This window comes from Bacillus sp. RIT 809 (genome assembly GCF_016892495.1).
GTDB lineage: Bacteria > Bacillota > Bacilli > Bacillales > Bacillaceae_G > Bacillus_A > Bacillus_A cereus_U.
In genome coordinates this window covers 57,426-81,463 of the sequence record NZ_JAFEMR010000006.1, presented here as the reverse complement: position 1 = coordinate 81,463, position 24,038 = coordinate 57,426, and the positions used below count along the sequence as shown (strand labels likewise).

Genomic DNA, 24,038 nt, shown 5'->3' with positions numbered 1-24,038 from the left:
CTTTTTGACAACTTCCTCACAACAAAAAAGCCCTTGGTACGAGCAAGAGCTTTCACCATCTATATAATGCTGCTAAAAATACAGCTCTATCTTTTCCAAAAACTTAATTTTTACAGTTTCACAACATTAGCCGCTTGTGGTCCACGTGCTCCATCAACAATATCAAACTCCACTTGTTGACCTTCTTCTAACGACTTATACCCCTCTTGTTGAATAGCAGAAAAATGAACAAACACATCATCACCATCTTCACGCTCAATAAACCCAAATCCCTTTTCTGCATTGAACCACTTTACTCGTCCTTGCATGTTCATTCCATTCCCTTCACTCTTAAAATCAGGGCATCCGCCCCATATTTTGACTATAACGAATGACAAGACTGTAAGTCAAAGAAGATCTGTCGTCTTTTTATTATTCCTTTCGACATTCACATATTAACCTCTACAAAGCGTCAAACAAGAAACTTCTCTCGCTCCTCGATCATACAAAAGGCTTCCAATTTGCCTAACAGTAATTCCTGTCGTATACACATCATCCACGATTAAAACATGTTGCTCATGAAACATCTCTTCTCCCTGAAAATAAAAAGGATTAACCCCCGATATCCTTTCTTTACGTTTCTTCTTACTTTGTTTTTCTGTTTCTATTCTTCTTAATGATGTACAAAACATTTTGATAGGCAAACAAGAAGCTAGTAACTCCGCTTGATTAAAACCACGCTCGTATTCCCGCTCTTCACTAAGAGGGACCGGAATGGCAACTGAAACATTCGCAAAATATTTTTGAAAAAGACTTCGAAAAGGCTGATGAAAAATATGCACTAATTCAGCATCTCCTCGAAATTTAAACTGTGCTAATATTTCTTTCATCCCTTCATCATACACATACAACGAACGATTTATGAGCGGCGGAAACCTCTGCTCGTTCGTCCACCTTATGCAGTCCATGCAAATATCCCCGTTTTTATATTCAGCTGGTACAAGTTCTAACGGTCGGCCACACTCCTTGCAAATATCCCCTATAATATAGGAAAGTTTTTGTTCACATCTATCACATATATACTTTTTATGAAGCTTAACAAAAAAAGTGTACCAACTAATCGCATATGAAATATACTCATCACAAAGTAGACAATGCATCAATCTATCAATCCTTGTTCTTTAGCATTCTTATTCATACTTTGAATATGTTTTTTCGCACGCACCATCGCCTCTGTCTTTCCATAATGAAAATAGATGACATCTCCATGCGGTTCATCAGAGCTTCTGCCAGCACGCCCTGCAATTTGAACGAGAGCACTTTCTGAAAATATTTCTTCCTCAGCTCCTAAAACTGCCACTTGTAAATTTTTCACAGTTACTCCTCGTTCCAAAATTGTCGTTGTAACTAATAAAGGGATTTCTCCCTTTCTGAAAGCTGCTACCTTCTCTTTTCTCGCCCGATCTTCTGCATGCACACCGTCAATTTGATTGTTTAATGATTTTAATAACTGACTAATTTCTTCTACATATCGCACATGAGGAACAAATAGAAAAATGGGGTATCGTTTAGATAAGTACATATTTAACCATTGTAATAAAGCACGAGGAATTTTTTTACGCATAAGACCCTTTTTCCAATTTCCGCACCACCGAAATATCGGGACTGGCAATGGATGACGATGATAACGTCCTGAAATAATAACCCCTTTTTGCTTACCATTCCGCAATTTACGCTTCCACTTTTCATCTGGAGTTGCAGTTAAATAAATACGTGCTGCCTCCTCTTTCATCGCTTCGTTTACTGCATAATGCAACATCTTATCCGCATGATACGGAAAAGCATCTATCTCATCTACAATCATGACATGGAACGCCCTATAATAACGTAACAATTGATGTGTAGTTGCAACGATTAACGCCGCATCTTTTTCTCGGTCTAAACTCCCTCCGTATAAAGCAGCTACATTTATATTTGGAAACACTTCTTGTAACCTTGGTGCTAATTCAAGTACAACGTCCGTTCTCGGCGTTGCAATACAAACTCTCTCTCCCTTTTGTAGTGCCTCTGCAATTCCGCGAAACAACATTTCTGTTTTTCCAGCCCCGCACACCGCCCAAATAAAAAATGATTCTTTCTGCTTAACAGCGTCAACGACACTTTGCGCCGCTAACTCCTGACCAGCAGACAAAACGCCTTCCCACTGTAACGGATTTAAATAATTTTCTCCGCTTATTTCAGCAATCCCGCGAACAAGTACAGCACATTCACTTACCCTGCCCATCGTTATGCACTTCCGGCAAAAGGTGCATACTTTACTGCACCTTTTGCATAGAAACGATGCAAATAGTCTCTGCTCTATATTTCCGCAGCGCTGGCACATATATTTTGAAGATTTCTTAATTACCCCTTGTACACAAACGACGTCTCGATTCTCTTTCAAATGATCCAATTTATCCTGTAACTCTGAAGAAAGTTCTTCTAACAATAACTGTCTACCAGCTAACATCATCAATAGCCACCTCCAGCACTACTATAAATCCTTCTCTTTATCTCGTAAAAACTCAAAAAAGCCGATAACCTACTTATAAAATAGTAAGCTATCGACTTTATACACGTTTTTTATTCAATTATAAATCCTATAATCGACCGTAACCTAAGAAATGTTTTTGGTTGTAGCTACTGCTTAAGCTAGAGTAAGCAATCCCTTTATCACCAGCATGAATCATTTGGTCGTTACCAACGTAAATACCGATGTGAGATGGACCTGCTTTATAAGTACCTTGGAAGAATACTAAATCTCCAGGTTGTGGGCTACTTACTCTAGAAACTGAGTTCCAGTAACCTGCAACGTCTTGACGACCTACACCATAAATGTAAGAAATGAATCCACTACAGTCAAAACCACCGTTTGATGGAGATGCACTTCCCCAAACATATGGCATACCTAAATATTTTTGTGCTTTACCAATTACGCCACCCGCATTTGAAGCTGGTGCTGGTGCTGGTGCTGGTGCTGGATTTTCTTTTTTAGGTGCTTCTTTTTTAGGCTCTTCTTTTTGAGCTTGTCCAGCATTGTTCGCTGGAGCAGCTTGCTGTGCAGGCGCTTGCGCTGGTGCAGCTTGTTGAGCTTGTGCTTCTTTAGCAGCTTGTTCTGCTTGTTTTTGAGCAGCAGCTTCTTGTGCAGCCTTTTCTTGTGCTTCCTGTTCAGCAATACGTTGTAATTGTAGCGCTTGTTTCTCAAGATCTTTCAATTGACCTTCCGTACTTGTCATTGAAGTTACAACTGTATCCATTTTACCGCTTAAATCGTTTACTGCCGTTGCTTTTTTCTCTTTTTCAACGTCAAGTTCTTTCTTAGCAGTTTCAATTTGAGCTTGTGCTTCTTTTAATTCTTTTTGTTTTTCTTTTACTGTCTCAACATCTTTTTTCACGTTCGTTTGATCTTCTTGTTGAGTTTTCATGATATCTTCGTCAGACTCAAGAATTTTAGACACAGAATTTAAACGATCAACTAAATCTGCAATGTTTTTAGAGTTTACAAGAACTTCTGTTACAACGTTCGTGTTCGGTTGTTCTTGTAGTGCAACTAAACGTTTTCTTAATAACTCTTCACGTTTTGCAATCTTTGTTTGTAGTTCTGCAATATCTTTATTTTTATTTTCGATTAATTGCTCAGTATCAGAAACTTTTTTTGTTGTTTCATCAAGTTTTGAAGCGTTCTCTTGAACAGACTTATCCAAACCTTGGATTGTTTTGTTTAAGTCATTCATTTGTTTTTCTAATTCATCACGTTCTTGTTGTTGTTTATGTAAAGTATCATTTTGTGTGTTAATTTGTGATTTCACGTCAGAAATTTTATCTTCTGCAAATACATTTGGTGTTAGCCCTGAAAACATTAACCCTGCAACTAGTGCGCAAGATGCCATTTTTAGCTTTTTCATTTTATTTTTTACACCGCTTTCTTTTTTCATTTTCCGTATATAACCTATTAAAATTTATACCATAATTCGGGAGTTTTTTTGCTAATGTTACGGTTTTGTAAAATAAATGTAACATTACATTTATCTCTATAGCGAAGTATATCTAAATTTGTATATATATGTAGAATTTCAAGAGTCTTATGCCGTTTTTTATAGAATTGAAAAAAACGTAAGGGAATCCCTTACGTTTTGAAAATACTCCAATATGAACGAGATAGAAACGTTACTTCATCCATTTCTCAGCCCAATTTTGGACCTCATCCATAACACTTTCCAACGCTTTCCCTTTATCAGTTAAACCGTACTCGATTCTAACTGGTACTTCTGGGTAAACACTACGAACTACAATACCTTCACCTTCTAATTCCTTTAAACGTTCTGACAACATACGATCGCTCATATTCGGTATAATATCTGCGATTTCTCTGAAACGTTTCGGCTCTTCAAGCAAAGATTTAATAATTAAGCCAGTCCATTTCTTACTAAGCATTGTAAAAGCTGACTCAAACTTTGGACATAAACAAGAATTATGCTCCATATGTTTCACCTCTCTTCTATTATAAGATAGTTTCTTGTAAAAAGTAAGTAATAAAACTTTCCTCATTATTTAATTTTACGTACATTTTACCATTTCCAGATATTAACTTGTCAAATCCCCGTAAAATATCCGTAAAAAAACCCTCTTCAAGTAAGAGAGCTTTTATATCTTTATCATTTCGTATACCAACCTAAACCAAGCGCACCTTCACCTAAATGCGTCCCAATTACAGCTCCGAAATAACTCGTGCGAATTGTAACATGAGGATATATCTCTTCTAATTCTTGTTTCCATTCATTAGCTTCCTCTTCACGATTCGCATGAATAATAACAGCTTCCATAGGTACACCTTTATTTGCCTGCTCATCAAAGATTTCAACGATACGCTTTAACGCTTTTTTACGCGTACGAATTTTTTCGAATGGAATAATTACTTTATCTCTAAAGTATAATACTGGTTTTACTTGTAACAAACTACCGATGAAAGCTTGTGCGCTATTTAATCTTCCACCACGTTGTAAATGATGTAAATCATCCACTACAAAATAAGCATCCATCGTTTGCTTCATTTCATCAAAGCGAGCGATAATCTCTTCTGGGGCTTTCCCTTCACTTACTAATTTCGCCCCTTCACGCACGTAAAATCCTTGTACTTCACAACTAATTTCAGAGTCGTACGTATATACATCAATACCATCTACCATCTGTCCAGCTGTCGTTGCTGTTTGGTATGTACCACTAATTCCACTGGAAAGGTGAATGCTAATAACTGCATCATATTCTTTAGATAACTCTTCATATAGCTCTAAAAACTTTCCAATTGCTGGTTGCGAAGTTTTCGGAAGATCTTCTTGTTCACGTACTTTTACATAAAAATCATTCGCTGAAACTTCAGCCTCTTCTTGATAAGATTCCGTTCCAAACACAACGTTTAATGGAATCATATATATATTGAGTTCATCACGAATATGCTTCGGTATATATGCTGTACTATCGGTAACAATAGCTGTTTTCATTTTCGTACCTGCCTTATAAAAAATTTTTATCCCCTAATTTTACACGAAAACTAGAAAAGGTGCATCCATACATAAAAATGCCGGTTAGAAACTACAATCACCCGCTCGACAAATTACAACAAAAAAATAAAATACTCACCAAAAATTTCAACATATTTATAAAAAATGTTTGAATATAAAAACAACCGCTTTTAAAATGTAAAGTACTAGTTATTTTGAAAGATAGGGGCGTATATCATTGTTATTACAATATTTAACAATCAAAGGCTACGGTGAGCACGAAATCATCATTCAAAAATCAAGATTCATTTGCTATGTGAGTCGCGCCACAACGGAAGAGGAAGCTCAAGCATTTATACAAAAAATAAAAAAACAGCATTGGAATGCAACACATAATTGTTCCGCATATTTAATCGGTGAACAAGATCAAATTCAAAAAGCGAACGATGACGGTGAACCAAGCGGCACAGCTGGTGTACCTATGTTAGAGGTATTAAAAAAACGAGGTCTAAAAGATACTGTCGTCGTCGTTACGCGCTATTTTGGCGGCATTAAACTTGGTGCTGGCGGATTAATTCGCGCATATGGAAAATGTACAAGTGAAGGTCTTAACCATGTAGGCGTTGTTGAACGAAAGCTAATGCGCGTTATGCAAACAGAAATTGATTACACTTTACTTGGCAAAGTTGAAAATGAATTACGCAATTCAGAATATGCCATTAAAGATATACATTATCTAGAAAATGTCACATTTGATACGTATGTAGAAGAGGACAAAAAACAACCATTCACAGATTGGATGATTGAATTAACAAACGGGAAATGTACAATAAAAGAAGGAGATATGTTGTACTTAGAACAAGACGTTATCTAAGAATAGCTAACGTATCGCCTTTAAAGATTAATGTAGTGAATTAATTCCCTACAAATGAACTAAGGAGATTATATATGGAAGAGCGTTATAATCATCTCCAAAATAGCAGAATAAAAAAGAAACGTAGAAGAAAACTTTTCTTCTTTCTTATTTTCTCATTTTTATTTGGTAGCGTAGGACTTTATATGTTGAATTCCTACACTTCTCTCATGGGGATGTACAGTGGATTTGCTCGTGAAAAATCGGATTTAAGAACCGAAGATGTAAAAATTACAAAGGAACCATTTACAATCCTCATTATGGGAATAGAGGATTATGCAACAGACGGTCAAAATGGTCGTACAGACTCATTAATGTTTGCGACAGTCAATCCGAAAACTCAAAAGGTTTCGCTTATGAGTATTCCTCGTGATAGTCGCGTTCCAATTGTTGGAAAGGACAAAGAAGACAAAATTAACGCTGCCCATGCTTACGGTGGAGAAAAAATGGCAATCAAAACTGTCGAAGGTTTTCTAAAGGTTCCTGTAGACCATTATATTAAAATTGATTTCCAAGGCTTTAAAGGTATCGTTGATGCTGTTGGAGGTATTACAGTTGATGTTCCTTTTGATTTCGAGGAGCGCTCCGATATAGATTATTACAAATTAATTCCATTTAAACAAGGTAAACAAGACTTAAATGGCGAAGAAGCGCTCGCTTACGTCCGCATGCGAAAGCAAGATCCTAACGGGGACTATGGTCGAGCTGCGAGACAAAGGCAAGTACTGGCGGCTGTTGCCCAAAAGCTAAATTCTGCTTCAACCGTATTTAAAATTAAAGATTTAACAGCGGTAGTTGGGAAATATATAAAAACCGATATTCCTATTTCAGACGGACTTGCTCTTTACAATAAAATCTCTGGATTCGATCCTTCTACAATACAAACGTTAAAACTTGAAGGAGAAGACAGAAAAATAGGCGGTATTTATTACTTCCTTCCAGATCCAATCAGTGTAGAGACGGTACGTAACGAAATTGAAAAGGAAATAGGGGAAACAGAAAAAACTCCAACAGCGACTAAGAAAAATGAGAGTACAAATACAAATTCCGATTCAAATTCTAACTCCAGCGCAAAAGCAAAGAAGGAACCGAGTGAGAACAAAACACCACCACCTCCTCCCCCTTCTACAAATGCTCATGCAGAGTGGATTATGAGGAATCATGAATAAAAAAAGAGCCAAATCGTATACGATTTGGCTCTTTTTATTTCCCGCAATTGTTGTGGGCTAATAATAAACGGAAGATGAAAACCCATTTATTAAAGTTTCACTCTACTTGTTGAAATGTTGTAAAATCGCTTCTACAATACGCTCTGATGCATGACCATCGCCGTAAGGGTTAGATGCTTTCGTCATCTTATCATGAGCTTCTTTATCAGATAACAACTCATCAGCAAGACCAAAGATTGTCTCTTCATCTGTTCCTGCTAATTTCAGCGTACCTGCTTCGATACCTTCTGGGCGTTCCGTCGTGTCACGAAGGACAAGAACTGGCACACCTAGTGATGGTGCTTCCTCTTGTACACCACCAGAATCAGTTAACATTAAGTATGAACGAGCTGCAACGTTATGGAAATCGATTACATCTAGCGGCTCAATTAAATGAATGCGGCTATGCTCGCCTAAAATATCATTCGCTATTTCGCGAACAACAGGATTCATATGAACAGGGTATACAACTTGTACATCTTCGTGCTTATCAACAAGACGCTTAATTGCACGGAACATATTGCGCATTGGTTCTCCTAAATTTTCACGACGGTGTGCTGTCATAAGTACAAGACGATCATTTCCAAGTTTCTCTAACACCGAATGGCTATAAGTTTCTTTTACAGTTGTCTTCAGTGCATCGATCGCTGTATTTCCTGTTATGAAAATGCGTGACTCATCTTTATTTTCTTTTTGTAAGTTCGTTGCTGATTTTGTTGTAGGTGAGAAATGAAGATCCGCCATTACACCTGTTAGTTGGCGATTCATCTCTTCTGGATATGGAGAATACTTATCCCATGTACGAAGTCCTGCTTCAACATGTCCTACTGGAATTTGATTATAGAAAGCAGCTAAGCTTGCAATAAATGTCGTCGTTGTATCACCATGCACAAGTACGATATCAGGCTTCGCTTCTTTCATTACTTTATCTAAGCCTTCTAAACCACGTGTTGTAATATCAATTAACGTTTGACGATCTTTCATGATATTCAAATCGAAATCTGGCGTAATTCCAAAGATATTTAATACTTGATCTAACATTTGACGGTGTTGTGCTGTTACAGTCACAATTGATTCAATCTTTTCTGGGTGCTTTTGCAACTCTAATACAAGAGGTGCCATTTTAATTGCTTCTGGTCGTGTCCCGAAAATTGTCATTACTTTTAAGCGTTCAGTCATTTCATTGCCTCTTTTCTTTCACTAGTTAAAACTTCTATTATCGCATATAAAAATATGCATGTGAAAATACACTTTTTAACGCGCCTGAGAAACATTACTATTATAGACGTCTTTTCGCCCAACTGAGTAATAATTTAATCCATGCTTCTCGGCATCCTCATTAGTATAACAATTTCTCCCATCAAATAGAATAGGTTCCCTCATAAGCTGTGCATACTTTTCTAGCGGATAATTTCGAATTGATTCCCATTCTGTTACGATAAAAACTGCATGTGCCTCTCTAATCGATTCATCTATACACTCAGCGTATCGTATCGTATTTCCAAATAAACTTCTTACATTTTGAATAGCTTGCGGGTCATATAAAACCACATCCGCACCTATATTAATTAATTCTTCTATTATAATAAGAGATGGCGCTTCCCTAATATCGTCAGTATTCGGTTTGAATGCTGCACCAAGAACCGCAATTTGCTTCTTCTTCATATCTATAATTTTCTTCGCTTTTTCAACTAACAACAACTGTTGTTTATTATTCACTTCAATGACTGCTTTCAACAAGCGAAAATCATGAGAAACATTCCCTGCAATTTGCACCAGTGCTTTCGTATCCTTTGGAAAACAAGATCCTCCATATCCGATGCCTGCATTTAAAAAAGATGCACCAATTCTCTTATCCATCCCCATCCCTGTAGCTACATCTAATATATCCGCACCCACTTGCTCACATATATTAGAAATTTCATTAATAAAACTAATCTTCGTAGCTAAAAAAGCATTAGATGCATATTTAATCATCTCAGCACTTCGAATATCTGTAATATACGTTTGTAAGCTTAATTTGCTGTACAAATTCTCTACTTTCCTTGCCGCTTCTTCACTACATGATCCAATTACGATACGATCACCATGAAAAAAATCATAAATACCAGAACCTTCTCTTAAAAACTCTGGATTCGATACAATACATAATTCATGTCTACCTTGTAGTTTCCCCTCAATCCATTCTCTCATTACATCATTTGTCCCTACAGGAACCGTACTTTTCGTAACAACAATAATATCGTTATTCACATATGTTCCAATATCATCACAAGCACTACGAATATACGTTAAATCTGCTGTTCCATCTAATAAAGATGGCGTTCCAACTGCAATAAATATAAACTCTACATCATTAAATGCCGTTGATTTACTTGCTGTAAAAGTTAAATGATTATTCTCGTATGCTTCATTTATTAATTCACTTAATCCACATTCATAAATAGGTAACTCGCCTTGTTTAATCCGTTCAACCTTTTCACTATTTATATCGAAACATGTGACTGAATGTCCCAATCTCGCCAATCCTACTCCCGTAATCAATCCAACATATCCGGTACCTATTATCGTAATTTTCATTTTCCTTTCGCACAGGAATATACATAAGAAAATATACGGATACACAGAATTCTCCCTGTGCTTCCCCCTCTCACACTAAAAATGAGAAAACTCTTTCACTTCTTTATTATATGAATTGTTTTTTTATTCTTTTTTAAGATTTTGTAAAGTTAAATGATGCAATATATACAAAATGTAAATTCCCACATTTTAACACGGAACTTACTCAATTTTACGTGCAACACTTATAATACTGAAACAAAAGTCATCGCTATATGAGAGGGAAGTACAATGTCACATTACAAGCCACAATATGAGATCAACCTTCTCAAAGGACACAACATTCCATATCCAATTGTCATATATTCTATTCACTCCCCTTTACAGCCAAAAGAAAAAAAGATTGAATTCTAATCTTTTTGTGATACCATATGTTATGAGCCTGTAAATAAACATCATAATTTTCAGATAAATACAATTAGAAAAATTACGTTAAACTATAAAGGGTGGGGTATTAATGGACTCACAAGTGATTTATGCCATTTTGGCATCTTTCATCACTGTACTCGTCGTTACTCCTTTAGTTATTAAATTAGCTTTCAAAATAGGAGCAACAGACAAGCCAAATGCGCGTAAAGTACACCAAAAAATTATGCCTCGTCTTGGCGGGTTAGCAATTTTCATCGGTGTAGCCGTAGGATTTGTTGTCGGTGGATTGTACGAACAAAGAATGTTATCGATAACTTTAGGTGCTATCATCATTGTTATCATCGGGATTTTAGATGATATGTACGAACTATCTGCGAGGGTAAAATTCGGTGGACAACTATTAGTTGCCATCATGATTGTAAAAAGTGGATTATTAGTGCAAGTATTATATATTCCAATTCTTGGAGATACCGAACTCGGATGGCTTGCTTATCCAATTACTGTATTTTGGATTGTAGGTATTACAAATGCCATCAACTTAATTGATGGATTAGATGGATTATCCGCAGGGATTTCATCTATCGTACTTGCAACGCTAGCATATATGGCCTTCACTAGCCCATGGGGTACTGGAGCAGCTATTATATTACCTCTAGCACTGATTACATTAGCAAGTACAATTGGATTTTTATTCTACAACTTCCATCCAGCAAAAATTTTCATGGGAGATACAGGAGCACTATTTTTAGGATACTGTATTTCTGTTATATCGTTACTTGGATTATACAAAAGCGTAACGTTATTCAGTTTTATCGTTCCAATCATTATTTTAGGTGTACCTATATTTGATACGACGTTTGCAATTATCCGCCGTATCGTAAATAAAAAGCCTATTTCAGCACCTGATAAATCGCATTTACATCACCGTTTGCTTGCAATGGGATTCTCTCATCGTAAAACGGTACTAATTATTTACGCATTGGGTATTTTCTTTAGTGTAAATGCAATTATTTTCAGTAGTGCAACATTATGGTTATCCATTATTCTTCTTTTCATTTTAATCTTCTTTACAGAAATCATTGCTGAAGTAATCGGTCTTGTACACGAACGTTACAAACCAATTATTTCCTTCTATAAAAAAGTGAAAAAACGCGAAGACTAATTGTAGTATAGCCTTTACTATTATGAAATATTCAAATAGCACCCTCTTCCTTGGAAGAGGGTGCTATTTTTTTGTTTTTTATTCCTTATTTCCTATTTCCAAAATATAGATTGTTTGAGAGTGCCTCTATTGGAGAAAGATATACGTATATCGAAGGTAACGAAAAAAGTATCAAATTTTCATTTTTACATCTTGATTGTCAAACTGAGGGTGAATGTTATGATCAAGCGATTACTTCAATGTATAATTTTATTTTTAACTATTACTATGTACGCATCATCGAATACAAAAGCAACTACAGACATTCAAGCAGAAGATCACCAAAGCACTCAAACTACCTCTCCTACAAAAAAAATTGCGTACTTAACATTTGATGACGGACCAAATAAATACACACCACAAATTTTAAATATTTTAAAAGAGAAGAACGGAAAAGCAACTTTCTTCGTTATTGGCGGAAAGGTGCCACATTATAAAAAAACGATGGAGCGATTGATTAAAGATGGACATTATATCGGTCTCCATAGTATGTCGCATGATGTAAAACGTCTTTATACTGGCGATCCATCTGTTTTAATTGCAGAAATGGAGCACACCCAAAACATCGTCCAGCAAGTTACACATTTAAATACACATCTCGTTCGTGTCCCATACGGTAGCATGCCTTACTTAAAAAAGAATTACCGCGACGCACTCGTATCTGCCCAGTATAAAATGTGGGATTGGACAATTGATACATATGACTGGAAAAGCTATGATAATCCTTCCGCAATACTAGAAAGAGTACGAAATCAAAGCGATGAACAAGTAGAGGTTATTTTAATGCATGATTCTAGTGTCACAGTGCAAATACTCCCAAAAGTAATTGATTATTTGCAATCACAAGGATATAAGCTACTTCCCTACAATCCATCTTCCCATCTCGAAGTGAATTTTTGGAAAGACACAAGATTGTAACAGCTTTAGTGCCTATGTACTAAAGCTGTTTTATTTTTCTCTTCCCACACTTCCCATTTTTGTGTAAAATTTTAAATAGTGATGAAGTTTCGAGGTGAATAGAAATGAAACGAATAGATCTCATTTTTAACGCAATACAAAAAGGGAATTATACAGAAGGTGTAACAGCATCAGAACTCGCTACACTTCTACAGTTAGACCGTGCAAATGTTAGTAGCGATTTAAACAAGCTTGTGAAAGATAATCGTTTATTAAAAACGAGTACACGCCCTGTCCGTTTTTATATAGAAACGAACACTTCATTGGAAACGCATTCAACAAAGGGCACTTCATTAGATACATTTGCTATTGAAAATACAAGCCTAAAAATTGCAATTGAAAAAGCAAAAGCTTCTATTCTCTACCCTCCAAACGGTATGCATACTTTACTACTTGGAGAAACAGGTGTCGGAAAATCGATGTTCGCTTCTTTAATGCACGAATACGCAATTGAAGTGGAACAACTTCCAAAAGATGCACCTTTTATCGTCTTTAACTGTGCTGATTATGCAAACAATCCACAACTACTACTTGGACAGTTATTTGGGATAAAAAAAGGAGCTTACACAGGTGCCAGTGATCAAAAAGGATTAATTGAAAAAGCACATGAAGGAATCCTTTTCTTAGATGAAGTACATCGCCTTCCTCCAGAGGGACAAGAAATGCTTTTCACCTTCATTGACCGCGGGGTATACCGCCGCCTCGGAGAAACAGAAAATGAACGTAAGGCACGAGTGTTGATTATTACTGCAACAACCGAAGAACCAAATTCATTTTTACTAAAAACATTTACAAGACGTATTCCGATGACCGTTACGCTTCCACCACTTCGTGAGCGAACACATAAAGAACGATTTGCCTTACTACAGCTATTTTTCACAAATGAAGCAATTCGTCTAAGGAAAGAGATTCATGTTAGTCCAAATACAATGCGCGCTTTCGTCTTTTACAATTGTCCAAATAACATCGGACAATTGAAAACGGACGTACAAATTGCCTGTGCGAAAGCTTATTCTGATTTCGTAACAAAAAAACGTGATTCTGTCTGTGTTTCAAGTACAGATTTACCTTGGTATATGAAAGAAGGATTATTTATTGAAAGAAAGAGCCGTCATCTATATCAAATACCAAATGAAACATTTGTATTTACAGGTGATGAAGGTTGGAGTAAACATACAATAAAACCCGAAGGAAGTCGCTCTTCTATTTACGATTATATTGATTATAAATATGAAGAACTTCAAGCACGCGGCATTGAAGAGGAAGAATTAGAATTATTAATAGAAAATGATATTCAAAGCTTTTTCGTCCAATACTTTAACCAAATATCTAAAAAAACAAGTCATGAAAATGTTTTTAAAATTGTGGATCGTAATATCGTTTCCATATGTGAAAAAATTGCGGAACTAGCTGAAAAATATTTATCTAAAACTTTCGATGAAAAAGTGTTTCTCGCTTTAAGTTTACATGTACAGACAACTCTACAACGTTTACAGGGCGGGAAGCAAATTCACCACCCACAATTAAATCAAATTCGTACGAAATATAAAGAAGCTTTTTCCGTAGCTATGCAATGTATTCAGCTATTAGAAGAAGAATTACAAATAACAATGCCTATTGATGAAGCTGGCTTTTTAACAATGTTCTTCGTTGTTGATCCAATTCCTGCCTCACAAACAGAAGTAAAAGTATTAATATTAGCACACGGTAATGGCATCGCAACAGAAATGGCAAACGTTTCAAACGAACTTCTCGGTATCAATGAAGTAACTGGTATCGATATGCCCTTGCATGAATCACCAAAAGACTTCTTAGAGCGTGTTAAAGTGTATATGAACACACTTCAAAATGTAAACGGGCTTCTCTTACTTGTTGATATGGGATCTCTCGCTTATATTGGTGATATATTAGAAACTGAATTCAAAATCCCTGTCCGTGTTCTTTCAATGACGAGTACACCACACGCACTAGAAGCAGCTCGAAAAGCTCAGCTTGGCTACTCATTAGATGCACTATACGAAACAGTGAAGAACTTAACGCCGTTCTATTTAAACGTACAGGAAGAAAAGAAAAAGCCACTATCACCAATGAAATCCGTGATTTTAACAGCTTGTTTAACTGGCGAAGGAAGTGCTTTAGCAATTCAAAAAATGTTAGAGAACTATTTACGCTTTGATAAAGACTTAATTGAAATTATTCCGATTAGCATCGTTCATGAAAAAGATTTAACGAAAATGATCGAGAACATAAAAAAAGAGCGTAATATCATTTGTATCGTCACGAATTTCGATGTGCAAGTACCTTGCTTAACATATCATTTCCAAGACATTGTGAACTACACAGCTATTCAACCAATTCAAGAATTGATTACGTATGAAGAAACATATGCGAAAATGGCTGATATTCTTGAACAACAAATGCAGCGTAACGATGGGGCATTACTTATTAAAACAATTCGTTATGCATTAAATACAATTCAGGAATTGATTTCTTTACAGCTAACTCCCGACAGTTTAATGGGTGTGATTTTGCATATGAGCTGCATGGTTGACCGTCTTCAAAAAGGCGAAAGTCTCCTCCCTCATCCTGATAAAGAGAAACGAAGACAAGATGAGTACTGGATGTATATGAAAGTGAAAAAAGCACTGCAACCTATCGAAAATACATTTGAAATACAAATACCAGATGACGAAGTATTTTATATAATGGACTTCTTCATCAAAAATCAACCTGTAAAGAATTAAACTAGGCGATATGTTCGAGTAGTACCCTAAGTACGTAGTAAATGAAATTATATTAGCGATTTTTAAAATATATTGATTTACCGAAAATAATTAACAATAGTAGCACTCTATATAAATAGAAAAGGCTGTTCCAAAATGTTTTTTGGACAGCCTTTTCGCTTACTTCTTTACTTCCCTTATTCTCCCCCTTATTTCTCCCTTTTTATTAGATTTCGTATAAACATTTACATATACATTTGCTTGCATTATCTCTTGAAACAAGCTGTCAAATGCTCTCCCCTGTAAAGGCCCTTCAAAATCTTCCACTTTAGCTACACCAGTAACGACTCCTTCATTCACACTAATTCCTTGCTCTAATGGACCAAACAAACTTAAAACAACTGGACCAATTTGATTCGCTTTCCCTAAATGAATTTGGCATGACGTGATTTTTTTTATGTTTTTTAATATGACCCGATATTGCAACTTCTTTAAATCTTCACTAAAAATGAGCTCTGTTACACCGTAAGCTTCTGTATTTACAGGAGGTACTTCCCTCTTTCCTGTTAACCTAGCAAAGAAATGTGTTGTCATACGGGCATTCTCCTCATATAAATTTCCCAGCACTACTTCTACTACTTTATGGTTTAGACATAATCATTTATGACTTTTTCAAATTTTAATTACAACTAAAAGATTCACAAAATCTTTACATAGAAATCATTTCATTCACTTTACTGCCCCTTGTATAATGCACTTAGAAAAACATTCTGGGAGGGTATCTTGAAAAATAAAAACTATTCTATTCAATTATTAATGGAGATTTTTCTCGTATCATTTAAATTAGGGCTTACTTCGTTTGGAGGCCCTGTCGCCCATCTTGGTTATTTTCACCATGAATACGTGCAAAAAAGAAAATGGATGGATGAAAGAAGTTACGGAGACTTAGTGGCACTATGTCAATTCCTTCCTGGCCCTGCTAGCAGCCAAGTCGGTATGGGAGTTGGGTTATTACGCGGCGGATTATTAGGAGCAATTATTTCATGGATTGGATTCACTCTACCATCTGTGCTCGTTTTAGTTTTCTTCGCTTCCTTCCTTAACCAGTTCGAACTTGGAAGTACAGGCTGGATTCATGGACTGAAACTTGTAGCGGTCGCAATTGTCGCTCATGCAATATGGGGAATGGCTCAAAAGTTAACACCGGACCGAAACCGTGCAACAATCGCAATTGCAACTGCCGCAATCGCCCTATTATGGCCAAGTGGCTGGACACAAGTCATTCTCATTATAGTATCTGGCTTTATCGGCTGGTTTTTATATCGCGACCAACCAGTTAGCCAAGCTCATAAAATAAACGTACCTATTTCAAAAATGGTAGCCATGTCTTGTCTCATCTTATTCTTCGGGCTATTAATACTGCTACCAATGTTACGACCGTACTCTTATTTCATCTCTTTATTTGACAGCTTCTATCGCTCTGGTGCACTTGTATTCGGAGGAGGGCACGTCGTACTTCCTCTTCTTGAAAGTGAGTTTGTACAAAACGGGATGATGACAAAAGAACAATTTCTAGCTGGATACGGATTAACACAAGCAGTGCCAGGGCCACTATTTACATTCGCTTCTTATATAGGAGCAGTGCTAAATGGAACCGCCGGAGCAGTTATTGCAACGATCGCTATCTTTCTTCCTGCCTTCCTGCTCGTTGTTGGCGTTTTACCGTTTTGGGACAGTGTAAGGAGAGTATCTTACATACAAGGTGCACTACTTGGAGTAAACGCAGCCGTTGTCGGCATTTTACTTGCAGCTTTTTATGATCCAATTTGGACGAGTACAATTATGAATTCTATAGATTTCGTTTTTGCTTCTCTTCTATTTTGCTTACTCGCTTTTTGGAAAACACCACCTTGGGTTATCGTTATACTCGGAGCCTTCGGTGGATATGTTCTATCCATTTTGTAAGCACAAAAAACGACGGCCCCATTTAGCCGTCGTTTTCCTATTAAAACTTCACAAGCTCTATTCCCTCAGGCAATTCGCTCTCCGTTAAAATACGCAACTCTTTCACGCGATCCATTACGTAAGAAGAACGTTTCACAAGCTCTGGGTCAATATAAGCTGGATGCACCATAATTTCTACCGTTTGCTCGTCCTGCACTCTTTCCTTTAACTTCACAAAATAATCTTCCGTCACACCGTCAGCGTAAAAATCACTGTAAAACACATCTGAAAATGGGTGCACCGCTCGCTCTTCTTCACAACGACGAATTGGAACATTATATTTACTTGCTAAGCTCTCAAGAACGTCGTGTAAAAGCGGTAATCCATGCACGTGATGATGACTATCTAAATGAGTTGGTGTTAAACCGTAAGACAAAAATTTCTCAATTTGAGCCGTCCACTCTCTTTCAACCTCTTCTGGATTTATATTGCCTTCCCATACAACACTTTGTTTATGAAACAATCCATCGCTACTCACAAGTGATGGAACGTCTTTAAGAAACGGTTCTCCTGCCGTTAATACGAGATGCACTCCTACTCCTAACGTTTTATACTCTTTCGCCAAACGTACGGCATGCTCTGTCCCTGGCATATTCATCATCATCGTCGTTGAATTTACAAGCCCGTTTTTATGTCCATCAATAATTCCGTAATTTGTACCTTCCGTAAGACCGAAATCATCTGCGTTTACAATTAGCTTAATCATCGCAATACCTCCTACTAGAATTAAAAAAAGCGGGCTAAATAGCGCCGCTTTATTTCTCTATCTTCTTAAAGAATTGTGGAAGATGTTCTTTATGTGCTTCCAACATTTCATCTAAAATTTGTTTTGCAACTTTATCTGATGGTACAAGTGGATTAATAGTCATAGCAAGCAGCGCCTTATGATAATCCCCTGTAATAGCAGCTTCAATTGTTGTGCGCTCAAATGATTTAATTTGCTGTACTAAACCGCGAACTGGTACCGGTAAGTCTCCAACCGCAATTGGTTTTGGACCTTCTTTCGTAATAATACAGTTCACTTCAACAGCCGAATCATGTGGCAAGCTTGCAATTGTTCCGTTGTTTCGTGTATTAACAGGCTGGATATCACCTTTATTATTATAAATAGACGTAATTAAGCTACATGCTGCATCACTATAATAAGCTCCGCCACGTTTTTCTAATTGTGGTGGTTTAATATCTAAATTCGGGTCTTTATATAACTCGAATAAATCATTTTCTAATTGTTTTACTACTTCTGCACGTGTACCTTTTTCAATCGAAGCTTCTTTCTCTTCTTCTAACATTTCACGTGTTTTATAGTAGTAACGATGGTATGGACATGGAATAGCGCGAAGACCACGAATGAAATCTGGCTCCCAGTTAAGCGCAGCGATGTTTTCCATCGTAATTTGCTTTTCTGGATCTGTTACAAGTTCTAATACACGATCCATTACGCTTACGCCATCCAAGTATACATCTAATCCGTATACCATATGGTTTAAACCAGCGAAATCAACATGGACACGGCTTGCATCTACTTCAAGTAATCTTGCAAGACCCATGCGAATTCCAATTGGAACGTTACATAGACCAACTACTCGTTGAATGTTCGTGTAACGAAGTACAGCTTCTGTTACCATACCTGCTGGGTTTGCGAAGTTAATAAGCCATGCATTTGGACATAGCTCCTCCATGTCCTTACAAATATCTAAAATAACAGGAATCGTTCTCAGCGCTTTGAACAAACCACCAGGACCATTCGTTTCCTGACCAATTACATCATATTTTAATGGAATTGCTTCATCTTTTGCACGTGCTTCTAATAAACCAACGCGAAGCTGCGTTGTTACGAAGTCAGCATCTTTTAATGCCTCACGGCGATCAAGTGTTAAATGAATATCAATTGGTAAACCTGATTTTTTCACCATACGTTTCGCTAAGTTACCAACGATTTCTAACTTTTCTTTTCCTGCCTCAATATCTACTAACCAAATTTCACGAACAGGAAGCTCGTCATAACGTTTAATAAATCCTTCAATTAACTCTGGTGTATAACTAGAGCCACCGCCGATTGTAGCAATTTTAATTCCAGTCATGCTTTATTCCCCTTTCGCTTCTAGCTTTTTATAAAGGTCAATAAATTCTGCTGCTAATTCTTTTACTGTAATAGAATTCATTAAATGATCTTGTGCATGAATTAAAAGAACACTAATCTCTGTTTTTTCCCCTCTTGCTTCTGATTGTATGAGCTCTGTTTGGAAATGATGCGCTTCATTAATCGCTTCTTTCGCCTTTACCATCGCTTCATCTGCTTCCGCCATTTTCCCCTGTTTGGCAAATTGCAGTGCCTCCATTGCAAAGCTTCGTGCATTACCACTATTTAAAATCAATTGGAATGGAATTTGTTCTGCTGTAGTCATCATAATTACCGCCCTCTCTATAAGGTTCAACCGATTTAAATACCCCTTCAGTTTGAACATGTCTATTAAATTATTATTTTATTAATGATTGTTTGGTGTTCTTGTAGATGGGTCTCATCTTTTTGAACATGATATAAAGGTAATTGTTCTCACAGATAATGTTATCTGTGAGAACAATCTCTATGTTACATAGGTACAGAGTTGTTATTTCCTTGCGCTGCTGCTTTTTCAGTACGAACAACTGAACGGTCAGATAACACAACGAATGGATAATAGATTACCATTGCAATTACAAAGTTGAATAACTGTAGAATCGCACCAGAAATATGTCCACCTGTTACAAGATAACCACTAATAATTGGTGGTGTTGCCCATGGAATCATCACAACTGTTTTTGGTACCCAACCAATAGATATAGCTGTATAAGAAGTAATTACTAATACAATTGGTGTTAGGATAAACGGTAAGAATAAAATTGGATTTAAAATAATTGGTGTACCAAAGATTACTGGTTCGTTAATGTTGAATGCACCTGGACCAATTGATAGACGAGATACACCACGTAGTTGTGCACTTTTCGCTACAAGTAATACAACTACTAAGAACGCTAATGTTGCACCAGAACCACCAAGATATACGAAAGTATCAAAGAATGGTTTTGTAACAATGTTTGGAACATCAAATGCAGATGTGCCACCTTTGAATAAATTAATATTTTTCTCTAATGCTGGTAAGTATAATGGCTCAATAATACCACCAACGATATTTGGACCATGTAAACCGAAGAACCAAAGAAGATGAACAAGGAATACAATGACAATTGCACTTGGTAATGTCCCTGCTAAACTTTGCAATGGTAATTGAATCGTATTAAAGATAAATTCATGAACACTTGTACCAGCTAATTTCACTGCTAGTTGAATACCTGCAACTGCTGTTAAGATAACAAATGCAGGAACTAAAGCTGCGAAAGATCTTAAAACTGCTGGTGGTACTCCATCAGGCATTTTAAATGTAATTTCTCTTTGTACAAAGAAACGGAATACTTCAGTAACAAGGAGTGCCACGATAATTGCTACGAATAACCCTTGTGCACCTGTCCAAGCTAAGTTCAATCCGCCTTCTTTCGGTGTTGTTGGCGTAAGAATAATTAACGCACCAAATGAAATAATACCTGCTGACAAACCATCAACGCCGTAAGATTTTGCTAAGTTATAACTTGTTGTAAATGCTATGATTAGCGCTAGAATTGCGAAAGAACCGGTCCACATTCCACCGCCAACTTGTTTCCACGTTTCACCAAACAAACCTTTCATGAAATCTTGGAAAGCTTCAGATGGAAAACCATTAATTAGTGATGCAAGTGCACCAACTAAAATAAGTGGCATAACTGCAATAAATCCATCACGGATCGCAGCTAAGTGACGTTGTGATCCGATTTTACCAGCGACAGGAACAATATACTTCTCCATAAATGCAATAAATTTTTGCATTTCGCTTCCCCCCTAATTATTTTTTAAGTGTTAACGCGTGATCTAAAACTGCTTCTCCATTCATCATGCCGTAGTGCATTGGATTAATAACATCGACTCCAACGTTCTTCTCATCGGCAAGCGTTTTCATTGTAGAAAGCATGTAACGAACTTGTGGTCCTAGTAATAATACATCTGCTTGATCGATATTGTTTTTTACTGCATCCCCAGATACAGCCCAAATCTTACCTTCTAGACCACGAGCTTTTGCAGCCGCTTCCATTTTTGTAACTAGTAAACTTGTAGACATCCCTGCTGAACAACATAATAAAATATTCATTTATAAATCCCCCTTGTGTGGTATAAAAAATTTATGTTTTTTATTTTTCTTTACGCTATTTATTAATGCAATTAGCGTGCCAACTTTTTAAAACGCCTAAAATCAGCGTTTTTTCGAGCAATTCATTTGTGTGTTACCGCTTTCAATCAGTGTGTCACCAAAAAAACACACAGTGTGTTATAAAACAACACGCTTTTAACACATAACTGTATGAAAATAGATTAGTGTTTAGTTGTCTAGTTGTATTTAAAACAAAAAAACACTAAATTTTTTTAAAGCGTGAAAATATAATAACGAAAAATATAATATTTCGACTCAAATCAAAAACAAATACCTATTCAAGACACTCGTCTACCTATTGTCCAGTCAAACTCTATTAAATTACATAGAATAGAATAAAATAAAGTATTTCGAAAGGGGATTCCAATGCCAAAGCATAGAAAAAAGAATAGAATGAAAATTTATAGAATACAGTTTCAAAATACATGGTATAAACATGAGGAGGGTTCTGAACTAGATTCAAACACGTATAAACTAGACAAACAGGACACTGAAGATACGCAAGACAAACAAGATAAACAGGACAAACAAGATAAACAAAATAAGCAAGACAAGCAGGACAAACAAGATAAACAAGATAAACAGGACAAACAAGATAAACAAGACAAACCAGGTAAACAAGACAAACAAGATAAGCAAGATAAACAAAACAAGCAAGATAAACAAGACAAGCAAGATAAACAAGACAAGCAAGATAAACAAGACAAGCAAGATAAACAAGACAAGCAAGATAAACAAGACAAGCAAGACAAGCAAGATAAACAGGACAAACCAGGTAAACAAGACAAGCAAGACAAACAAGATAAGCAAGATAAACAAGACAAACCAGGTAAACCAGGTAAACAAGACAAACAAGACAAACAAGACAAACAAGATAAACAAGATAAACAAGATAAACAAGACAAACAAGATAAACAAGACAAACCAGGTAAACCAGGTAAACAAGACAAACAAGACAAGCAAGACAAGCAAGATAAACAAGACAAGCAAGATAAACAAGAAAAGCAAGACAAACAAGATAAACAAGACAAACCAGGTAAACCAGGTAAACCAGGTAAACAAGACAAACAAGACAAGCAAGACAAGCAAGATAAACAAGATAAACAAGACAAGCAAGACAAGCAAGACAAGCAAGACAAGCAAGACAAGCAAGACAAGCAAGACAAGCAAGACAAGCAAGACAAGCAAGACAAGCAAGACAAGCAAGACAAGCAAGACAAGCAAGACAAGCAAGATAAACAAGACAAGCAGGACAAACCAGATAAACACGATAAGCAAGATAAACAGGACGAAGACGATAAGCAAGTACAATCGGAAAATGTAATAATAGTACCCACAGATTCGCACAGTTTAGATGTATGGGATGAAATTTCGCTAAACGAAATACAAGCTGGCGAACATACAAGTTTATTTGAAGAAAAAAGCAATTATCAAAACATTAATTTACTCCAAGTAAGCGATATTCGTCTATATTTGGATAAACAGCTACAATTTAGTTCCGTCGATGAGCAAATCTATCATGAGGCACTAGTTCATCCGATTATGTCAAAGGTAATAGATCCAAAGCGTGTTCTCATATTAGGTGGTGGCGACGGTCTTGCTTTAAGAGAGGTTTTAAAATATGAAACGGTTATCCATGTAGACCTCGTCGACTTAGACGAAGAAATGATTAAGATGGCCCGCAATGTTCCAGAATTAGTTTCGTTAAATCAACAGGCATTTTTTGATAATCGTGCTAATGTGCATGTATGTGATGCAAAAGAATTTCTGAAGTCCCCTTCCTCTTTATATGATGTAATTATTATTGATTTTCCGGATCCAGCGACAGAAGTATTAAGTACTTTATATACGAGTGAACTCTTTGCCCTTATAGCTACGTTCCTAGCAGAGGATGGCGCATTTGTTTGCCAATCTAATTCACCTGCTGATGCACCTCTTGTATATTGGAGTATTGGTAACACAATTGAACATGCCGGATTAACTGTAAAAAGCTATCATACAATTGTTCCTTCTTTCGGAACTGACTGGGGATTTCATATTGCCGCTAACTCCTCGTTTGTACTCGATCAAATTGAACAATTTTACGTAGTACCATCCCCTCGAACACTACCTTCTCTTCTTGCTCCTTTATTTCAATTTAAAGAAGAACATTTAGAGCAACGTAACAATGCCGTTTTAAATTTAGAATCTGATCTTACCCTACATCATTGCTATCAAAAAGAAATGGAGTTTTGACAAGGAGGGTATGAAT

The 24,038-nt window shown here is 36.5% G+C and carries 20 protein-coding genes and 1 pseudogene; 7 read left to right on the top strand and 14 right to left on the bottom strand.

Translation table 11 applies throughout. The features are described from left to right. Positions 1-110: 110 nt before the first annotated feature. The 6 genes from cspC to JTF23_RS08735 form a co-directional block, all read right to left on the bottom strand. Complete coding sequence (gene cspC / locus JTF23_RS08760; protein WP_033710669.1) at positions 111-308, bottom strand: cold shock protein CspC; 198 nt, start codon at positions 306-308, stop codon at positions 111-113. A gap of 126 nt (positions 309-434) precedes the next feature. Continuing rightward, positions 435-1,139 (bottom strand): ComFC family protein, encoded by a 705-nt coding sequence (locus JTF23_RS08755; RefSeq protein WP_002112877.1) that lies wholly within the window; start codon positions 1,137-1,139, stop codon positions 435-437. After that, positions 1,139-2,488 carry an ATP-dependent helicase ComFA gene (gene comFA / locus JTF23_RS08750; RefSeq protein WP_204208533.1) on the bottom strand — a complete coding sequence of 450 codons (1,350 nt, stop codon included), beginning with the start codon at positions 2,486-2,488 and terminating at the stop codon, positions 1,139-1,141. Before comFA ends, JTF23_RS08755 begins: the two co-directional genes overlap by 1 nt. A gap of 130 nt (positions 2,489-2,618) precedes the next feature. Then, entirely contained in the window at positions 2,619-3,953 is a 1,335-nt protein-coding gene (locus JTF23_RS08745) for a C40 family peptidase (RefSeq protein WP_204208532.1), read from the bottom strand. Positions 3,954-4,185: 232 nt separating this feature from the next. After that, the gene (locus JTF23_RS08740; RefSeq protein WP_002159869.1) at positions 4,186-4,500 is read right to left on the bottom strand and encodes a winged helix-turn-helix transcriptional regulator; all 315 of its coding nucleotides are present in this window, start codon (positions 4,498-4,500) and stop codon (positions 4,186-4,188) included. Between the two features lie 173 nt (positions 4,501-4,673). Then, a complete protein-coding gene (locus JTF23_RS08735; RefSeq protein ID WP_002112883.1) occupies positions 4,674-5,516 on the bottom strand; it encodes a DegV family protein in 843 nt (280 codons plus the stop codon). A gap of 238 nt (positions 5,517-5,754) precedes the next feature. On the opposite strand from JTF23_RS08735, the gene JTF23_RS08730 reads away from it, so the two are divergent. Together JTF23_RS08730 and JTF23_RS08725 are read left to right on the top strand one after the other, a co-directional pair. Further along, positions 5,755-6,390, top strand: a complete 636-nt coding sequence (locus tag JTF23_RS08730; protein WP_204208531.1) for a YigZ family protein — start codon at positions 5,755-5,757, stop codon at positions 6,388-6,390. Positions 6,391-6,464: 74 nt separating this feature from the next. Further along, entirely contained in the window at positions 6,465-7,598 is a 1,134-nt protein-coding gene (locus JTF23_RS08725; protein ID WP_204208530.1) for an LCP family protein, read from the top strand. Between the two features lie 102 nt (positions 7,599-7,700). Here the strand turns inward: JTF23_RS08725 and wecB are convergent, their stop codons facing one another. Both wecB and JTF23_RS08715 read right to left on the bottom strand, forming a co-directional pair. Then, a complete protein-coding gene (gene wecB, locus JTF23_RS08720) occupies positions 7,701-8,816 on the bottom strand; it encodes a non-hydrolyzing UDP-N-acetylglucosamine 2-epimerase (RefSeq protein ID WP_002159866.1) in 1,116 nt (371 codons plus the stop codon). A gap of 75 nt (positions 8,817-8,891) precedes the next feature. Next, on the bottom strand, positions 8,892-10,262 hold the full coding sequence (locus tag JTF23_RS08715; protein ID WP_204208529.1) for a UDP-glucose dehydrogenase family protein: 1,371 nt from the start codon (positions 10,260-10,262) through the stop codon (positions 8,892-8,894). Between the two features lie 451 nt (positions 10,263-10,713). Here JTF23_RS08715 and JTF23_RS08710 point away from each other — a divergent pair, with 451 nt between their 5' ends. The 3 genes from JTF23_RS08710 (at position 10,714) to JTF23_RS08700 (ending at position 15,527) form a co-directional block, all read left to right on the top strand. Then, positions 10,714-11,787: a glycosyltransferase family 4 protein gene (locus tag JTF23_RS08710; protein ID WP_002068377.1), complete on the top strand. Its 1,074-nt coding sequence runs from the start codon at positions 10,714-10,716 to the stop codon at positions 11,785-11,787. A 219-nt stretch (positions 11,788-12,006) separates the two neighbouring features. After that, the gene (locus JTF23_RS08705; RefSeq protein ID WP_204208528.1) at positions 12,007-12,744 is read left to right on the top strand and encodes a polysaccharide deacetylase family protein; all 738 of its coding nucleotides are present in this window, start codon (positions 12,007-12,009) and stop codon (positions 12,742-12,744) included. A 104-nt stretch (positions 12,745-12,848) separates the two neighbouring features. Next, the gene (locus JTF23_RS08700; protein ID WP_204208527.1) at positions 12,849-15,527 is read left to right on the top strand and encodes a sigma-54-dependent transcriptional regulator; all 2,679 of its coding nucleotides are present in this window, start codon (positions 12,849-12,851) and stop codon (positions 15,525-15,527) included. A gap of 159 nt (positions 15,528-15,686) precedes the next feature. On the opposite strand, the gene exsM is transcribed toward JTF23_RS08700, so the two are convergent. Then, positions 15,687-16,100, bottom strand: coding sequence for an exosporium regulatory protein ExsM (gene exsM, locus JTF23_RS08695; protein WP_002112891.1), 414 nt, complete (start codon positions 16,098-16,100; stop codon positions 15,687-15,689). A 222-nt stretch (positions 16,101-16,322) separates the two neighbouring features. Here exsM and JTF23_RS08690 point away from each other — a divergent pair, with 222 nt between their 5' ends. Beyond that, on the top strand, positions 16,323-17,471 hold the full coding sequence (locus JTF23_RS08690; protein WP_374100892.1) for a chromate transporter: 1,149 nt from the start codon (positions 16,323-16,325) through the stop codon (positions 17,469-17,471). A 40-nt stretch (positions 17,472-17,511) separates the two neighbouring features. Here JTF23_RS08690 and chbG read toward each other — a convergent pair whose 3' ends face one another. The 5 genes from chbG to JTF23_RS08665 all read right to left on the bottom strand — a co-directional run bounded on the left by chbG (position 17,512) and on the right by JTF23_RS08665 (position 21,727). Continuing rightward, positions 17,512-18,216, bottom strand: coding sequence for a chitin disaccharide deacetylase (chbG, locus tag JTF23_RS08685; protein WP_002159859.1), 705 nt, complete (start codon positions 18,214-18,216; stop codon positions 17,512-17,514). Positions 18,217-18,265: 49 nt separating this feature from the next. Beyond that, positions 18,266-19,591, bottom strand: a complete 1,326-nt coding sequence (celF, locus tag JTF23_RS08680; RefSeq protein WP_078173371.1) for a 6-phospho-beta-glucosidase — start codon at positions 19,589-19,591, stop codon at positions 18,266-18,268. 3 nt (positions 19,592-19,594) lie between these two features. After that, positions 19,595-19,918: a PTS lactose/cellobiose transporter subunit IIA gene (locus tag JTF23_RS08675; protein WP_000989054.1), complete on the bottom strand. Its 324-nt coding sequence runs from the start codon at positions 19,916-19,918 to the stop codon at positions 19,595-19,597. Positions 19,919-20,100: 182 nt separating this feature from the next. Beyond that, on the bottom strand, positions 20,101-21,408 hold the full coding sequence (gene celB / locus JTF23_RS08670; protein WP_078173370.1) for a PTS cellobiose transporter subunit IIC: 1,308 nt from the start codon (positions 21,406-21,408) through the stop codon (positions 20,101-20,103). Positions 21,409-21,424: 16 nt separating this feature from the next. After that, the gene (locus tag JTF23_RS08665) at positions 21,425-21,727 is read right to left on the bottom strand and encodes a PTS sugar transporter subunit IIB (protein ID WP_001023565.1); all 303 of its coding nucleotides are present in this window, start codon (positions 21,725-21,727) and stop codon (positions 21,425-21,427) included. Positions 21,728-22,786: 1,059 nt separating this feature from the next. Between JTF23_RS08665 and JTF23_RS28195 the strand changes: the two are divergent. Beyond that, positions 22,787-24,022, top strand: a pseudogene (locus JTF23_RS28195) (polyamine aminopropyltransferase); the annotation flags it as partial. Positions 24,023-24,038: the final 16 nt, after the last annotated feature.

Coding starts and splice junctions, on each gene's coding strand:
- cspC (WP_033710669.1), bottom strand. CDS start 308: ATGCAAGGACGAGTAAAGTGGTTCAATGCAGAAAAGGGATTTGGGTTT.
- JTF23_RS08755 (WP_002112877.1), bottom strand. CDS start 1,139: ATGCATTGTCTACTTTGTGATGAGTATATTTCATATGCGATTAGTTGG.
- comFA (WP_204208533.1), bottom strand. CDS start 2,488: ATGTTAGCTGGTAGACAGTTATTGTTAGAAGAACTTTCTTCAGAGTTA.
- JTF23_RS08745 (WP_204208532.1), bottom strand. CDS start 3,953: ATGAAAAAAGAAAGCGGTGTAAAAAATAAAATGAAAAAGCTAAAAATG.
- JTF23_RS08740 (WP_002159869.1), bottom strand. CDS start 4,500: ATGGAGCATAATTCTTGTTTATGTCCAAAGTTTGAGTCAGCTTTTACA.
- JTF23_RS08735 (WP_002112883.1), bottom strand. CDS start 5,516: ATGAAAACAGCTATTGTTACCGATAGTACAGCATATATACCGAAGCAT.
- JTF23_RS08725 (WP_204208530.1), top strand. CDS start 6,465: ATGGAAGAGCGTTATAATCATCTCCAAAATAGCAGAATAAAAAAGAAA.
- wecB (WP_002159866.1), bottom strand. CDS start 8,816: ATGACTGAACGCTTAAAAGTAATGACAATTTTCGGGACACGACCAGAA.
- JTF23_RS08710 (WP_002068377.1), top strand. CDS start 10,714: ATGGACTCACAAGTGATTTATGCCATTTTGGCATCTTTCATCACTGTA.
- JTF23_RS08705 (WP_204208528.1), top strand. CDS start 12,007: ATGATCAAGCGATTACTTCAATGTATAATTTTATTTTTAACTATTACT.
- JTF23_RS08700 (WP_204208527.1), top strand. CDS start 12,849: ATGAAACGAATAGATCTCATTTTTAACGCAATACAAAAAGGGAATTAT.
- exsM (WP_002112891.1), bottom strand. CDS start 16,100: ATGACAACACATTTCTTTGCTAGGTTAACAGGAAAGAGGGAAGTACCT.
- JTF23_RS08690 (WP_374100892.1), top strand. CDS start 16,323: ATGGAGATTTTTCTCGTATCATTTAAATTAGGGCTTACTTCGTTTGGA.
- chbG (WP_002159859.1), bottom strand. CDS start 18,216: ATGATTAAGCTAATTGTAAACGCAGATGATTTCGGTCTTACGGAAGGT.
- celF (WP_078173371.1), bottom strand. CDS start 19,591: ATGACTGGAATTAAAATTGCTACAATCGGCGGTGGCTCTAGTTATACA.
- JTF23_RS08675 (WP_000989054.1), bottom strand. CDS start 19,918: ATGATGACTACAGCAGAACAAATTCCATTCCAATTGATTTTAAATAGT.
- celB (WP_078173370.1), bottom strand. CDS start 21,408: ATGCAAAAATTTATTGCATTTATGGAGAAGTATATTGTTCCTGTCGCT.
- JTF23_RS08665 (WP_001023565.1), bottom strand. CDS start 21,727: ATGAATATTTTATTATGTTGTTCAGCAGGGATGTCTACAAGTTTACTA.